Here is a 14958-nt window from a genome sequence, read left to right as displayed (position 1 = left end):
GCCGCGTCGTCGCCGTCCGGCGCGCTCGGAGCGTAAGGTGTTTGCGAGCGTCCGCCCCACTCCGACCCATGAGCCTCGACGACCTGCAAGAGACCGTCCAGTCCGAGTACAGCGACCTCGACGAGCAGTTGTCGGTCGACACCGACCGCGAGACGCGCAACGAACTCGCCATGCTGCTGGCCGCCTTCGACACCGACGACCCCGACGAACTCGTCCGCCGCGGCGTCCACATGCTCTTCCAGACCGCCGTCGAGACCGGCAACCTCGACTTCCACCTCCGCAGCGAGTACGACGTCACCTACGACGAGTACCTCTCGGGCATGACCTTCGAGGAGATGACCGGCGGTGCGGACCTGCCCCAGACGGGGACGGGCGACCCCGACGACCGCCGGTACCAGTTCTAACTCGGGTGGAGAACGCGCAGCAAGTGCGGCTTACCGCTCCGACGGGTCCTTCTCGTAGTCCCGCAGGCGCTCGTACTCCTCGGACGTGATCGGGAGGATCGTGCCGTGTTTGAAGCCGTACGGGAACTCGAACTCCTCGTCGGCGCGGATGAACTCCGCCTCCAGCGAGTCGGCGACGAACGGGACGTAGCCCTGTGTCTCCGGGCTGCCGCCGAAGTAATCGAGGAACAGACACCAGCGCCCGTCGTCGGTCTGGAAGGCCGTCGGCGCCTCGTACCGCGCGCCCTCCAGCCCCTCCATCGTTCGATCGAACACTTCGACCCGCGAGTAGGGGCCGGTCGGGTCGTCGCTCTCGACGAGGATGATCCCCTCCGGGTTCTCGTCGCTCTTGAGGAAGCAGTAGTACGACCCGTCTTCCTCGTAGATGGCGGAGTCGATGACGGTGCTGTCGGATTTCCGGTAGAGCAGTTCCGGCTCGGAGAACGTCTCGAACGACTCGGTCCGCGAATAGTAGATGCCCATGTCGGCGTAGTCGTTGCGCTCGTGAGACGAGGACCAGTGGACGACGTAGTCCTCGTTCTCGCGGTCGTAGACGATGTCCGGCGCCCAGAGGCAGCCAAACTGCCCGTCGCCGAGTTCGACCATCCGCTGGTCGGACCACTCGACCAGATCCTCGGACTCCCAGAGTACCAGCGAGTCGCTGCCGTTGCGGGTGATCTCCTCCCACGATCCGACGTACTGGTTGGGCATCCCGTAGGCGAGGCTGAGGTCCGTCCCCATGATCACGAACCGCCCGTCCGTCGTTCGGGTGATCGTGCAGTCGCGAACCCCCTTGTCGCCTTTGTAACTCCAGAGGACGGGGTCGCCCCCGTTCACTGGCTCCCAGTGGAAACCGTCCTGACTGATGCCGAAATACACCTGTTCGCCGTCCGGCGTCCGCTTCTCCCTGAAGTGCACGAACAAGTACGCGTCCATGGGCCGACAGTTGTGAGGTGGGACCGTAGCCGTTACTGTTCCTGTGCCCGGAGCCAGCACCGGTCCGCCTCTCAGAGCAGGAACGTGCCGAGGAATCCGACCGCGGTCGCGAGCGTGATGTACGGGCCGGCGTACTCGTAGGCGTCGGGGTATATCTCGCCAGCGAGGCTCGCGAGGATGGCGCCGGCGGCGAACGAGCGGACCGTGGCGATCCAGTAGTCCGGGAGCGGCGGGAGAAAGCGGTAGCCGGCGATCACGGATCCGCTGACGACGACGGCGGTGACCGCCCACCCCGCCATCACCTTCCAGTCGCCGTAGTTCTCGGACATGTTGGTGCCCGACATCATCGACTGCGAGCCGTTCGTGACGGCCAGCCCGAACAGGAGGGCGAGCGCGCCGTGGGCGCCTCCGGTGAGGAGCGAACCCATCGCCGCGTTTTCCGGGATGCCGTCCGTGGTCACGCTCGCCCAGAGGCCCGCGCCGTTCTCCTGTGTCTCGTCGTCGGCCCAGCGGTCGATGGCGACGTCCAGCGTCCCGAAGACGAGGATCCCCCCGAGGAAGTAACCCGAGGCGGGATATCTGCCGATGTTCTCGAAGGACGGCTCGAACAGCTCGAAGGCTAGCGAGACGACGAGCGACCCGCCGCCGACCGCGAGCAGCGCGGCCTGCCACTCGCGGTCGGGCTCGTACCAGATCCCTACTGCCGACCCGACGATCAACGACAGCGCCGAGAAGGCGGCGTAGAACCAGGGATTCGCGAGGATCCCGCTCGATCCCGACTGGAGCGCTGTCGCTCGACCGATCACGAGAGCCGAGACCTGAGGCGACCACGAAACGGCCGATAGCACGGACGAACGTCGGCGCCTCGGGGGATATCTATTCGGCGGTTACCGGCGGTAAAACTGCGCCTTACCCGTCAGGCGACGTCTTCGATCGCCGCGGTCAAGAGATCGACGCCGAGGTCGATCTCCCGTTCAGTCACGTCCATCGGCGGGAGGATCCGGAGCACCTCGTGACCGCAGCCGAGCGTCAGGAGCCCGCGCTGCATGGCGGCGGTCTGGACCGCGTCGCGGCGCTCCTTGGTGTCGAACTCGACGGCGAGCATGAGGCCCTTGCCGCGCACGTCGACGACCGGGTCGAGGTCGGCGTCGCGCATCGCCTCCTTGAACTGCCGGCCGCGGACGACGGCGTTGTCCATGAGGTCGTAGTCGTCGATCACGTCGATGGTGAGCGCGCCCTGCAGTGCGGCGAGGATGTCGCCGCCGCCCCACGTCGAGGAGAGGCGGCTCTTGCGCTCGGGAAACACCTCCTCGCGGGAGATGGTCGCGCCGACGCGCAGCCCTTTCGCGCTCGCGATGACGTCCGGTTCGAACGGGTAGTGGTCCGACGCCCAGAACTCGCCGGTCCGACCGACGCCCGACTGGATCTCGTCGACGACGAGCGTCAGGTTGTGTTCGTCGCAGACGTCGGCGATCTCCTCGGCGAAGGCGTCGCTGGGGAACCGGTAGCCGCCCTCGCCCTGGATCGGTTCGAGGATCAGGTACGCCACGTCGTCGGGGTGGACGGCGCCGCGCTCGGGATGGACGAGCTTCCGGAGCTGGGAGGTCTCACCGGTGAAGAAACCGCAGGAGCAGGAGTCGGGACCGCAGGAGCGGTCGTCGCAGAACGGTACGTCGTGGACCTTCGGGATCTCGGGGAACTCCCGCCGGTAGACGGACTTCGAGCGGTTGAGCGAGAGCGCGCCGAGGGTCCGCCCGTGGAAGGCCCCCTGGAAGGTGATCCCGTAGTCGCCGCCGGTGTGGTCGTAGCTTATCTTGATGGCGTTCTCGACGGCCTCGGCGCCGCTGTTCGAGAGGAAGACCGTGTCCATCCCGTACTGGTCGCTCCGGTCGGTCAGCCGGTCCATCAGGTCGGCCGGCGCCGGGAAGGGATGGTCGCCCAGGTCGCCGCTGCCGACGTAGAAGTCCTGGCCGGCGATCTTCAGCGGATCGACCAGGTCGAAGCCCTCCATCCGCTCCATCAGTTTGGGGTTGTTGTACCCCAGCGGCGAGGCGGCGACGTGGCTGGTGAAGTCCATGAGGACGTTGCCGTCGACGTCGGTGCAGAACGGCCCCTCCGCGGGTTCGGTGTAGTCCCAGACGAAGTCGTAGACGTAGGTGCTCGGCGCCGCCGATTCGTGGTGGTACTCGACCCACTCCTGGGCTCGCTCCCCGGGGAGCGACGACACGTCGGGTTCCGCCGTGTCCCTGTTCATGTCGATAGCGAAGGAGAGTCGCCAGTTAAGTGATCTGTCCGCTGTCGGGGGGCCACAGGGCGATCAGGATCGGGCTACAGCACGGCGATGGCGGTGACCACACCGGCGGCGATCAGCAACACGGTACTCGTCGTCGCCGTCTTGATCGCGAATTCGCGGTTGGATGCGGCGAAGGTGAGGCCGGCCTTGACGACGATGCTCGACGCCGTCGCGAGCAGGATGGCGAAGACGGCCGCCTCCGCGGAGAGCCCGCCGCCGCGGTAGAGGATCACCGCCGAGGTGGTCGCACCGGCGCTGGAGACCAGCCCGGTGAGCGCCGCGGTGACGTAGAACCCGAGGCGACCGAACTTCGCCGCGGCGAGCCCGCCGGCGACGACGACGACGAGGAACAGGCCGCCGAACCCGAGGACGTTCCGCAGCGAGAAGGGACTCTCCATGTCCATCTCGAGGTTTTCCGACCAGTCGGCGGTGACCGCAGCGATGGCGATACTGCCGAGGATGACCGCGCCGAGCGGGACCACGGCGCCGACGAGCAGGTCGGTCTCGAAGGTGAACAGGATCGCGATGGTGAGGTTGCGGGCGGCCATCGCGGCGTCGGCGAGCAGGATGGCCGCGACGGCGTATGAGCTGACCGCGGGTCGCTGCTCGACGTGGTCGAGCATCGCGCCCACGACGGCCGTCGAGGAGGCCAGCCCGCCGAAAAAGCCCGTGACTGCGATGCCGCGGCTGCCGTAGGTCTGGACGATGGCGTAGTTCACGATGCCGATGCCGGCGACGGTGACGACCATCAGCCAGATGACCCGCGGTTCGACCTCCACGACGAGGTTGCCGGACCCAACCTCGTAGGCCCCCGCGGGCAACAGCGGGTAGATGACGAACGCCAGGATGGCGAACTCGGCCGCCGAGCGGAGCTCGGTCCGCGACATCCCCCAGGCGAAGGTGTGGAGCTCGCGCTTGAGCACGAGCAACAGCGCCGAGAAGACGGTGACCGTCACCGCTTCCAGGGTGAACCCGGAGGCGACGAGCGTCCCGACGCCGTAGGCCACGAGCATCGACATCGAGGTCGTCAGCGACAGGCCCTCGTCGTCCTCCTCGTCGGCCAGCAGGCCTCTGACCGCCAGCAGCGCGCCCTGGACGATGACCAGGGTCCCGCCCAGGACGACCAGCGGGACCGACCCCAGCACGGTGAACGCCGCCCCGAGGATGCTGATCAGCGAGAACGTCCGGACGCCGGCCGACTTATGTGACCACTCCCGCTCCAGTCCGAGGAACAGCCCCAGCACGCCCGCGAGCGTGATCTGGAGCACCTCGGTATCCAGCGGGATCGACCCGAGCTGCGCGACTTCGTGCACTCCCGCACGTAGACGATTGCCCGTAATAAATACGGGGCTGTTACCCGACGCTACTGACGCTCAGTCCACGGTTCGACGCCCCTGCCGGCATTTATGTGTCACCGGGGTGATAGCGCGGACGATGGTCGAGTTCGAGTTCAATCCGAACTGGGGACGGATCGGCTGGGTCGCCCTCGGCGTCGTCCTCGGTGTGACGCTGCTCTGGATCCTCTACTCGTTCGTGGGCACGTTCGTGTTCGCCCTGTTCATCTACTACTCGACGCGCCGCGTCAACGGGCACATCCGCGACCGCGTCGGCCAGCGGTCCGTCTCGGCGGCGCTCGCGCTGGTTGCGCTCGCGCTCCCGGCCGTCCTCCTCTTGCTCTACGCGACGGCCATCGGCGCGCAGGAACTCCAGGAGTTCGCCGGCACTACGGACCTCGACCGATACATCGAGATCGCCGGTCCCTATCTCAACGTGACCGAAGCCGTCGAGAACCCGCGAGGGGTCTTCGAGAGCGCCGGCGGGATGGATCTGGTCCGGACGACGCTGAGCCGCGGGACCAGCTACCTCGGCCTCCTCGCAACCGGCCTGCTCCACCTGTTCATCATGTTCGCGGTCGCTTTCTACCTGCTGCGCGACGACCATCGACTCGCCGACTGGGTGGAGAGCTTCGACGGCAACGGTCCGTCGGTCTTCGAGGAGTTCGCCCGCGAGGTCGACGACAGCCTCGAACTCATCTTCGCCGGGAACATCCTCAACGCCATCGTCACGGCCACCGTCGGCGCGATAACGTACAGCATCCTGAATATCTTCGCGCCGCCGGAGGTCGCCATCCCCTACGCCGCGCTGGTCGGCCTGCTGACGGGCATCGCGAGCCTCATCCCGGTCGTCGGGATGAAGCTCGTCTACGTGCCGATGACCGCCTACCTCGGGGTCACGGCGTTCTCCGAGGGGACCGGCTGGGGCTTCGTCGTCGCCTTCGCCGCCGTCTCGTTCGTCGTCGTCGACGCCATCCCGGACTTGCTCGTCCGCCCGTACGTCACTGGCGGGACGCTCCACACGGGCAGCGTCATGTTCGCGTACATCCTCGGCTCACTGCTGTTCGGCTGGTACGGGCTGTTCCTCGGCCCGATGATCCTCGTCTTCGTCACGCACTTCGGCAAGATCGTCGTGCCGGAACTGCTCGGGCAACGGGAGGGACAACCGGACGATCCGGAGCCAACTGCCGACCGCCCCGTCGACGAACTGCCCGACGCACTCGACGGGCAGAGCGAGGCCTCCGACGGAACTGACGCCGACGCCGCTGTGCCCGGAGATCGGGACGCAACGGCGGGCAGCGACCCGGAAAGTGACCCGACGGGGACCGAGCCGGGGACCGGTAGCGGCGAGTCCGATGATGCCGCGGCCGACCCGGGTGACGAGAGATTCTCGGGCGACTCGGGGCCTGACTGAGGAACGTTCGCTATCGAACGGGTGGCGGCGGAAAACGAGAGCGGACCGCGATCCGTGACCTACAGGTCGACGTACTGCTCTTCCCAGTCGCGGCGGGCTTCGATCTCGCGGCGACCGCGGCGCGTCAGACTGTAGAAGTTGGTACGCCGGTCGCGCTGCCCCTTCTCGACGAGTCCCTTGTCGACGAGCGTGTCTAGATTCGGATAGAGGCGGCCGTGGTGGATCTCCTTCTCGTAGTACTCCTCGAGTTCCTCTTTGATCGCGAGGCCGTGTGGCTCCTCCTTCCCAGCGATGACGTACAGCAGGTCTCGCTGGAATCCTGTCAAGTCGTACATCGGTAATGTCCGTATGAACGTTACTGTCTGATATTGATAAATATGTCGACTGATGATCCGGGTAAATCCCCGAGCGTCCGGATTAGTCCGCTGTTAATCCGTATCACACAGTTAAATCGGCTGATGATAACGCGGTAGCGCTCGTATTCGCTCGGTATCAGGTATCGTCTCCGAGACGTTTCACCGCCTGGTTTCGGGCGGCCGATTCCGTTGCGGACCGCACCAGCCGTTTATGCCAGTGGCGCGCGTAGCTCCCCTATGCCCGAAGAAGTCATCTTCGCGGACGAGCGCAACCTGACACGCACTGACGTCGCTTCGTATCTCAGGACCGTCGCCGACCGGTTGGACGCCGGCGAGACGGTCACCTTCGAGGCGGGAGCGGACTCCGTCACGCTCGAGGTCCCGAACGACGTCGAGTTCGAGGTCAAGGTCGAACGCGAGGGGCCGGCCGACGGCCCCGGTGAACTCGGGTTCGAGCTCGAACTCGAATGGAACGAGGACGCGACTGAAGGCGGCGATTCACTGTCGATCTCGTAGTCGCTCGGATCGGCGGCTGCCCGGAGTTTGGGTTAGACAAACTCAGAATCGTTCTCGGCCGTGAACGAACGACCATTCGTTCGGGAGCGTCCATTCGTTCGGTATTCTCGCGTGGGCTGACCGTGAGAACGGCGGTAACGTCGCGTTACTTCGGTGAAATCACGGGGCGACGGACGCGTTGCTATTCGGTCGTGATCTACGAAAGGAATGGAAAGCGAACGCGTGGGTGAAAAGCCCACGCGAACGCTTGCCGCCCTGAATTGGTCCCCGCTGACGCTTCGGCCCTCCAAGCGAAGCGTCACCTGATGTTCCGTCCGGCAATTACATAAAGGTACCGGCACCGGACGCCATCGCCACCTGTCGATCCGTTGCCGAGTGCGGGCCGGGCGGGCGACGGGTTCCACGGCTACTGGTCGGCGACCGGACGGATTTTAGGCGCTGCGGTGGTACCGTGACGTATGAAGATCCGCGGCGAGCGCGAGTGTCAGTCCTGCGGGACCCGCTGGTCGTACTACGAGACGGGGAGCGTCGTCTGTCCGGACTGCGGGAGCATGCGCAGCGTCGGCCTCGACGACCCGACGGAACACACGGCCAGCCCGGCCGCGCTGGAGTTGACGGCGATCCGGAACCTCGTGGACGACGAGTCGCTGGCGGACGTGGCCGAGGCCACCGCCGAGACCTGCCGGGAGTACGTCCGCAAGCGCGGGTTCGTCAGCGGCGGCGAGTTACAGCCGCTGGACGACACGTACCTCGCGGCGGCCGAACTCCGGTTCGCCGCTGAGGACGTCGCCCGCGCGATGCGCGTCGACGACGACGAGGAGTACTACTTCCTCGAACTGCTCCGGGGCGCCGACCGCGGCGAGCGGCCGGCCGCCGACGAGGTCCCGGGCTCGCTGCGGGCGGTCCGCGGGCTCGCCTACGCCCGCGCTGTCGACGCCTATCGCTCGGACGTGCGACGGTACCTCGACGACCATCCCGACGAGACGGTCCGCTCGCTGTTGACGACGCTGCGCGACCAGCAGAAGCGCGTCGAAGCGCTCGACGGCGACGTGTCGCCGCGGACCGCCGGCCAGCTCGTATACGTCGCTCGGTCTATCGGTCGCGCCCTCATCGACGACGACGAGACCGCCCTCGCCGAGGCCCAGCGGCGGCTCGAGGAGTTCGAGATCGACCTCTGAAAAACGTCCGCGGTCCGGTTCGGCTGTTCCGTTCTATAGCGTGCTCTCGACGCCCGACTGCAGGGCGGCCGCGTTGACGGTGTTGTACAGCAACATCGCGCGGGTCATCGGGCCGACACCGCCGGGGACGGGCGTGATCGCCGCGGCCTGCTCCTTCGCGCTCTCGAACTCCACGTCGCCGACCAGCTCGTAGCCCTTCTCGTTGTCCGCGTCCACCTGGTTGATGCCGACGTCGATGACGACAGCGCCCTCGCCGACCATCGACCCGTCGATCATCTCCGGCACGCCCGCGGCGGCGACGAGGATATCCGCGTTTCGGGTCTTCTCGGCCAGATTCTGCGTCCGGGAGTGACACACCGTCGTGGTCGCGTTGCCGCCGTCGCCGTACTGGATGAAGAGGTTCGCCATCGGCTTGCCGACCAGCCGCGAGCGGCCGACGACGACGGCGTCTTTACCCTCGGTCTCGACGTCCGCGGCGGCCAGCAGACGCTGGATGCCGTGGGGCGTACAGGGCTTGTAGCGCGCGTCGCCGGCGACGAGGCGGCCGATGTTCTCCGGGTGGAGACCGTCGACGTCCTTCTCGGGGTCGATGCTCCGGAGGACCCGCCGATCGTCGACGTGGTCCGGGACAGGCATCTGGACGAGGATGCCGTTGACGTCTTCGTCGGCGTTCAACTCGTCGATGGTGTCGTACAGCTCCTCGGCGGGCGCGTCGGAGTCGAGTTCGACGTCGACGGTGTCGATGCCGACCTCCTCGCAGTCGCTCTGCTTCATCGAGACGTACGTCTCGCTGGCGGGGTCGTCGCTCATCAGCACCGTCGCGAGCGTCGGCGTGACGCCCTCGTCGGCGAGGTCGTTCACCGCCTCGTTGACTTCGTCCCGGACGTCCTCGGCGACCGCGTTGCCGTCGATGATCTCGGTCATACTCGGAGTGGGGAGTGGCGGCGGTATGAAGGTCCCGGAAACAGGGACGCGACAGTCGACACAGTCGACACAGTCAGTCCCGCCGCAGCGTACCGTTTTGACCTTCGCACCGGAAGCGACAGCATGGTCGTTTCGGACGAGCCGATCTGGGGCAGCGCCGTCGAGAACTCCGTGCGGGAGTACGAGGACGCGATCGCGTACGCGGACATGGACCAGGAGACGGTCCTGCACGAGGGCGCGCTCCGCGTCCTCGCGAACGGCTGGGTCGAACTGCCGACGGGGCGCATGCTCTCGCCCGACGCGGTCCACCACATCGACAGCCGGTCGGCGTAGTCGGCGGTCGGGCGGAATAACAGCACACTTGCCGCCGGACGAAGAGATCAGGGTATGCAGATCAACGATCGCCACCACACGACCGAAGGGCGCGAGCGCGTGACGCTCGTCCCCGAGAGTCTGGACGATCTGTGGCATCTCACCTACATCGTCGAGCCGGGGGACCTGGTGGCCGGCGACACGACGCGGCGGATCCAGCGCAACGACGACGATATGCGCGACACCGGCGGCGAGCGCGAGCACATGTGGGTCGAACTGGAGGTCGACGACGTCGAGTTCGCGAAGTTCGCCAACCGACTCCGGGTCGGCGGCCCCATCGTCGACTGCTCACGCGAGGACCAGCTGGACTTCCACCACACGATCAACGTCGAGCCCTTCGAGGAGATCGAGGTCGAGAAGATCTGGAAGGCCGACCAGGAGGAGCGCCTCGAAGAGTCCGTCGAGGCCGCCGAGAATCCCGACGTCGCCATCGCGACGGTCGAGGAGGGACAGGCCTACGTCCACACCGTCGCCCAGTACGGGACCGAGGAGCGCGCGAGCCTCACGGGGTCCAGCGGGAAAGAGCAGTCCACGCTGACCGGGTCGATGGGGTCGAGCGGCGGCGGAAGCTCCCGGGAGGACCTCTACGCGGAACTGCACGAGGTGCTCGCCCGGATGGACGTCGACGCGATCATCCTCGCCGGTCCGGGGTTCACCAAGCGGCAGGCGCTGAACTACATCGAGGAGACGGACCCCGAGATGGCGGAGTTGATCACGACCGTCGACACCGCGGGCGTCGGCGACCGCGGCGTCCACGAGGTGCTCAAGCGCGGCGCCGTCGACGACGTCCAGACCCAGACGCGCATCTCAGCCGAAGCCGACCTCGTCGACGAACTCACCGAGCGTATCGCCAAGGGATCGGAAGTCGCCTACGGCCCCGACCAGGTCGCCGAAGCGGCCGAGTTCGGCGCCATCGAGACGCTGCTGGTCCTCGACGAGCGGCTTCGCGAAGAGCGCGGCGACGAGGGCGAGTGGGAGATCGACGTCGACGACATCATCGAGACGACCGAGCAGAAGGGCGGCGAGGTGACCGTCTTCTCCGGCGAGTTCGACCCCGGCCAGCAGCTCCGGAACCTCGGCGGGATCGCCGCGCTGCTGCGCTATCGCATCGACTGAGCGCTGCCCTGTCCCCGCGCCCTCTGCCTGCCCGCTCGGTCGCTCGTCGCGGTCCGAGCGGCGGCGAGTCTCACTGTTGATACCATCGCCGAAACGGCTTTCAGTCCGGTGTCGAAACCGACGCCAACGGATCGTTCGAAGACCATGGCATCCGAACACCGAGGGGACGTCGCGCGGCAGGTGGCCGACCTCAACAAGTACGGGCAGGCGCTGAACCAGTGCGAAACCGTCGACGAGGTGGTCTCGCTGACGCTGGAGGCGGTCACCATCCTGTTCGAACTGGCGGACGTGACCGTGGTCGAAGTCCGCGGTGGCGACGCCGATGCGGACCGCACGCTCAGAGTCGCCGGAAGCACGAACCCGGAACTGTCCGCCGGCGCGACGCCCGGAGAGGTTGCCACTCGAGCCTACGAGACGGGCGAAACCGTCGTCGTGACCGGGGACGAAGCCGGGATCGGGTCCGAGGGAGACTCCGGCGCGGCACTGGCGGTCCCGCAGGGCATCGTCGACGAGACGATCTGCGTGATCGTCGTCCGGTCGCCGACCGCGGAGGGATTCGACGAGGGGTTCGTCCGGCCGATGGAGATCCTCGCGACCCACGCCGCGACGGCCATCAGCAACATCCGGTCGCGCGAGCGCCTCGAACGGGCGCGCCGCGATCTGGAGTCGCGAAAGGAGATGATCGAGCTGTACGACCGACTGTTGCGCCACGACATCGGCAACGACCTGCAGATCATCGCCGGCTACGCCGACGTGGTCGCAGACAGCGTCGAGGACGACCAGACCGCCGAGTACGCCGCGAAGATCGAGCGTGCCGCCGGGAACTCCGTCGACCTCGTCGAGCGGGTGGGCGAACTCGTCTCGACGCTCGAAGCCCAGCGCGAGCCGGAAACTCGGGACCTCCGACCCATCCTCGAACGGACGGTCGCCGACCGAGCCGACCAGCACGAGTCCCTGTCCGTCGCGTTCGACCCCGGGGAATTCGACTACCGCGTCTACGCCGGCGACCTGCTCGATTCGGTGTTCGGCAACGTCCTCTCGAACGCCGCCGTCCACACCGACGGCGACGTGACCGTCCGGGTGTACCTGGCGGAGTCGACCTCCGATACCGTCACCGTCGGGCTGGCCGACGACGGCGACGGCATCCCGTCGGCCATCCGCGACGACATCTTCGAGATGGGCGTCAAGGGGGCCGACAGCGGAGGAACCGGGTTCGGCCTCGGGTTCGTCCGCGCCCTGACGGAGTCCTACGGCGGAAGCGTCGCCGTCGGCGAGAGCAATGCCGGCGGCGCGGAGTTCCAGGTCACGCTCGAACGGGCGTGAGCCGTCGGACGGTCACTTGCGTGGTCCCGCCTCCGGCGTGCTCGCTCACTCGAGATCGGGGACCGTCTTCACGAGCGCCATCTCGGTGGGCCGCACGCGCTCCGAGCCGGCCACTTCACCGGCGAGGACGTAGCTCCCGTCGTCCGCGAGGACGAGGTCTCTCGCCCGGTCCTCGCCGCAAGTTCCGTACGTCCGATCGGACGTCTTCTCGCCGTTCTCGTCGGTCGTGACGAGGTACATATCGGTCCCCTCGGCCCCGAACGACTGGGTGAGTCCCGCCAGCGCGAACCCGCCGTCGGTGATATTGACGATCCCGTCCGCCAGGTCCAACTCGTCGCCACCATAGTTCCGTACGAACTCCGTGTCGCCGGACTCGTCGGTCTTCACGAGCCAGAACTCACCCGCCTTCTCGTCGGTCACCCCGGAGCCGGCGAGGGCGAACCCGCCGTCGTCCGTCTGCACCAGCGAGTTCGCCGAGGTAGCCTCCTCGCTGTCGAGGACCGTCCTGAACTCCTCGTTGCCCGCTTCGTCGGTTTTGAGGAGCAAGATGGCGTTCTCGAATGTGTCCTCCAGAACGGTCGTCCCGGTCAGCGCGAACCCGCCGTCGCGCGTCTGCACCATCGCCCGCATCGTACCGCCCCGCTTGTCGCCGTACGTCCGGCTGAACTGCTCGTTGCCCTCCTCGTCGGTCTTCACGAGCCAGAAGTGGTTTATCCGGTCGTCGGTCGGCTCCGAGTCGCCACCCAGCACGAATCCTCCGTCAGCCGTCTGGACGACGGCGAACGCTCGGTCGTCCTGATCGCCACCGTACGTCCGGTTGAATTCCTCGTTGCCCTCGGCGTCGGTCTTCACGAGCCAACCGTCGTACCCGTCCGCTCCGAACGATCGGGTGAGTCCCGCCATCGCGAACCCCCCGTCGCTCGTCTGGACGACGTCGTAAAACGAATCGAGTTCGTCGCCGCCGTACGTCCGTCTGAACTGCTCGTCGCCGTCGCCGTCCGTCACGAGGAGGGCACCGTTCGAACTCTGATCGGCCGTTCGCCGCCGCCCGGCGAGGGCGAACCCGCCGTCCGCGGTCTGGACCACCGACTCGGCGATCTCGTCCCAGTCGGTGTCGAACGTCTCACCGAATTCGACCCAGTCGGCCTCGGGGAGCATCGGGTCACAGGGCGGGTACAGTTCGCCGTCGCACACGCCGATGGTGTCGCGGTCGATCCGGCCCAGTAACTCGCCGACCCCGACGGAGGCGCAGTCGTTCGGGTTCACGTGGAGCGTACAGCCGTCGTCTGCCCGCTCGTCCCCCCGGTAGACGTCCTCCTCGATGAAGCCGACGACCGTCTCGTCGTCCGCCGCAGTGTAACAGAACGTGTTGTCGTGGTCCCACGGCGTCTCGCGCTCGGGGGCGGGCGACAGCTCTCGGCCCTCGATGTCGGTTCCGACTTCGACGACCGCGAAGTTGCCGTCCGTGTCGGTGCAGACCGTCTCGCACTCGTCGAAGGTGAACGAGTGTGCGCTCACCCGACCCGACAGCAGGCCGAGCCCGGCTGTCGCTCCGCCGATCATCTTCAGCACTCCCCGCCTGTCCACCCCGGTATCGGTGTCTTCGTTCGGCATACACGCACGATACCTGCGGGACACCTTCGTTATGCCCAGAATATGCAGTACGTAGTTGGGGGCTGTTGCCGAGAAAGGGGCCACTACGACCAGCGAGTCGGCGACCTCTCTGGGTTCGGTGCTCTCGACCGGAGCAGAGCTTTATCTCGCTGGCGGCCGGACCGACAGACGAGACGCTCATGGATACCGTCACCGGCGACTGGACCCGCGAGCGGGCCGAACAGTTCCTCGACGAACAGGCCATCCCGGTCAGGCTCGCCATGCACACGCCCGAGGGCGGGCTCTGGATGCTCTCGCTGTGGTATCGCTACCGTGACGGTCGCCTGGAGTGTGCCACCGGCGCGAAGGCGAAGGTCGTCCGCTACCTCCGGGAAGACCCGGTGGTCGCCTTCGAGATATCGACGAATCGGCCGCCCTACCGCGGCGTTCGCGGCGCCGGATCCGCGTCGGTCGCGCCCGACGAGGGCAAGGAGGTGCTGCGCTCGCTCGTCGACCGCTACCTCGGCGACCGCGATTCCGGGCTGGCGGCGTCGCTGCTCTCTCCCGAGCGCGACGAGGTGCGTATCGGGATCGACATCGAACGGGCCTACACGTGGGACTTCTCCGACCGGATGCAACCCCGCGAGGACTGACGAAAATCAGAATCGAGCGTCGCCTCGGCGTTACCGCGGCGTTCGGGTCGTCGTCGTGCCGAGACTCGCGTTCAGTTGCTCCCGGGTTTGCAGTCCCGTGCGGAACCGGTCGACGATGGCGACCTCGTGGTCCGGACAGGCGACCACGACGACCGCCCCGTCCTGCACGGCGATCACGGGGTGAGACGGATCGTGGCGGGCGTTCCGGCAGCCGGGACAGCGGATCCCGCCCGCCGGGTAGTGTTCGAGCAGGTCCGCCGAATCATCGGTCGAGAGGTCACAGACCGCGGCGAACTGCCGGAGGTGTTCCTCGCAGCCGAGGACCGGGATCGCGAGTTCGTCGACGAGCAGGAACGACGCGGAGCGGTCGCTCTCGGAGCGGAGCACCGAGCGGCACGCGTCGCAGTGGACGCCCGACGGGTCATCTCCTTCGGACTGGGACGCCCCGAACGCTGTCGTCGGCATCTATCTACGTATCGCGGCCGCCACGGGTAAGTGATCGGGTAG

Annotated in this window: 16 protein-coding genes; 8 read left to right on the top strand and 8 right to left on the bottom strand. The window is 67.0% G+C overall.

Annotated features, from left to right (window positions below):
- Positions 1-68 precede the first annotated feature (68 nt).
- Positions 69-404 (top strand): ribbon-helix-helix protein, encoded by a 336-nt coding sequence (locus AB2U09_RS04210; protein ID WP_459191436.1) that lies wholly within the window; start codon positions 69-71, stop codon positions 402-404.
- 30 nt (positions 405-434) lie between these two features.
- Here AB2U09_RS04210 and AB2U09_RS04205 read toward each other — a convergent pair whose 3' ends face one another.
- From AB2U09_RS04205 to AB2U09_RS04190, 4 genes are all read right to left on the bottom strand, one after another.
- Entirely contained in the window at positions 435-1379 is a 945-nt protein-coding gene (locus AB2U09_RS04205) for a glycoside hydrolase family 43 protein (RefSeq protein ID WP_459191435.1), read from the bottom strand.
- Between the two features lie 71 nt (positions 1380-1450).
- The gene (locus tag AB2U09_RS04200; RefSeq protein WP_459191434.1) at positions 1451-2185 is read right to left on the bottom strand and encodes a ZIP family metal transporter; all 735 of its coding nucleotides are present in this window, start codon (positions 2183-2185) and stop codon (positions 1451-1453) included.
- A 110-nt stretch (positions 2186-2295) separates the two neighbouring features.
- Positions 2296-3633, bottom strand: coding sequence for an aminotransferase class III-fold pyridoxal phosphate-dependent enzyme (locus AB2U09_RS04195; RefSeq protein WP_459191433.1), 1338 nt, complete (start codon positions 3631-3633; stop codon positions 2296-2298).
- Between the two features lie 74 nt (positions 3634-3707).
- A complete protein-coding gene (locus tag AB2U09_RS04190) occupies positions 3708-4985 on the bottom strand; it encodes an MgtC/SapB family protein (protein WP_459191432.1) in 1278 nt (425 codons plus the stop codon).
- A gap of 121 nt (positions 4986-5106) precedes the next feature.
- Here AB2U09_RS04190 and AB2U09_RS04185 point away from each other — a divergent pair, with 121 nt between their 5' ends.
- A complete protein-coding gene (locus tag AB2U09_RS04185; RefSeq protein WP_459191431.1) occupies positions 5107-6420 on the top strand; it encodes an AI-2E family transporter in 1314 nt (437 codons plus the stop codon).
- 59 nt (positions 6421-6479) lie between these two features.
- Here the strand turns inward: AB2U09_RS04185 and AB2U09_RS04180 are convergent, their stop codons facing one another.
- Positions 6480-6755, bottom strand: a complete 276-nt coding sequence (locus tag AB2U09_RS04180; RefSeq protein WP_274323010.1) for a PadR family transcriptional regulator — start codon at positions 6753-6755, stop codon at positions 6480-6482.
- A gap of 258 nt (positions 6756-7013) precedes the next feature.
- Between AB2U09_RS04180 and AB2U09_RS04175 the strand changes: the two genes are divergently transcribed.
- A complete protein-coding gene (locus AB2U09_RS04175; protein ID WP_459191430.1) occupies positions 7014-7292 on the top strand; it encodes an amphi-Trp domain-containing protein in 279 nt (92 codons plus the stop codon).
- Positions 7293-7750: 458 nt separating this feature from the next.
- The gene (locus tag AB2U09_RS04170) at positions 7751-8470 is read left to right on the top strand and encodes a DUF7117 family protein (protein ID WP_459191429.1); all 720 of its coding nucleotides are present in this window, start codon (positions 7751-7753) and stop codon (positions 8468-8470) included.
- A gap of 33 nt (positions 8471-8503) precedes the next feature.
- Here AB2U09_RS04170 and folD read toward each other — a convergent pair whose 3' ends face one another.
- On the bottom strand, positions 8504-9394 hold the full coding sequence (gene folD, locus AB2U09_RS04165; protein WP_459191428.1) for a bifunctional methylenetetrahydrofolate dehydrogenase/methenyltetrahydrofolate cyclohydrolase FolD: 891 nt from the start codon (positions 9392-9394) through the stop codon (positions 8504-8506).
- Positions 9395-9517: 123 nt separating this feature from the next.
- On the opposite strand from folD, the gene AB2U09_RS04160 reads away from it, so the two are divergent.
- From AB2U09_RS04160 to AB2U09_RS04150, 3 genes are all read left to right on the top strand, one after another.
- Complete coding sequence (locus AB2U09_RS04160; protein WP_459191427.1) at positions 9518-9727, top strand: hypothetical protein; 210 nt, start codon at positions 9518-9520, stop codon at positions 9725-9727.
- Positions 9728-9781: 54 nt separating this feature from the next.
- Complete coding sequence (locus tag AB2U09_RS04155) at positions 9782-10882, top strand: mRNA surveillance protein pelota (protein ID WP_459191426.1); 1101 nt, start codon at positions 9782-9784, stop codon at positions 10880-10882.
- Positions 10883-11026: 144 nt separating this feature from the next.
- The gene (locus AB2U09_RS04150) at positions 11027-12205 is read left to right on the top strand and encodes a sensor histidine kinase (protein WP_459191425.1); all 1179 of its coding nucleotides are present in this window, start codon (positions 11027-11029) and stop codon (positions 12203-12205) included.
- Between the two features lie 45 nt (positions 12206-12250).
- Here AB2U09_RS04150 and AB2U09_RS04145 read toward each other — a convergent pair whose 3' ends face one another.
- Complete coding sequence (locus tag AB2U09_RS04145) at positions 12251-13819, bottom strand: hypothetical protein (protein WP_459191424.1); 1569 nt, start codon at positions 13817-13819, stop codon at positions 12251-12253.
- A 179-nt stretch (positions 13820-13998) separates the two neighbouring features.
- On the opposite strand from AB2U09_RS04145, the gene AB2U09_RS04140 reads away from it, so the two are divergent.
- Positions 13999-14451: a pyridoxamine 5'-phosphate oxidase family protein gene (locus tag AB2U09_RS04140; RefSeq protein ID WP_459191423.1), complete on the top strand. Its 453-nt coding sequence runs from the start codon at positions 13999-14001 to the stop codon at positions 14449-14451.
- A 30-nt stretch (positions 14452-14481) separates the two neighbouring features.
- On the opposite strand, the gene AB2U09_RS04135 is transcribed toward AB2U09_RS04140, so the two are convergent.
- Positions 14482-14916: a hypothetical protein gene (locus AB2U09_RS04135; RefSeq protein WP_459191422.1), complete on the bottom strand. Its 435-nt coding sequence runs from the start codon at positions 14914-14916 to the stop codon at positions 14482-14484.
- Positions 14917-14958: the final 42 nt, after the last annotated feature.

The sequence above is a fragment of the Halosimplex yunnanense genome (assembly GCF_054504345.1).
This window is presented reverse-complemented; position numbering and strand designations above follow the sequence as displayed.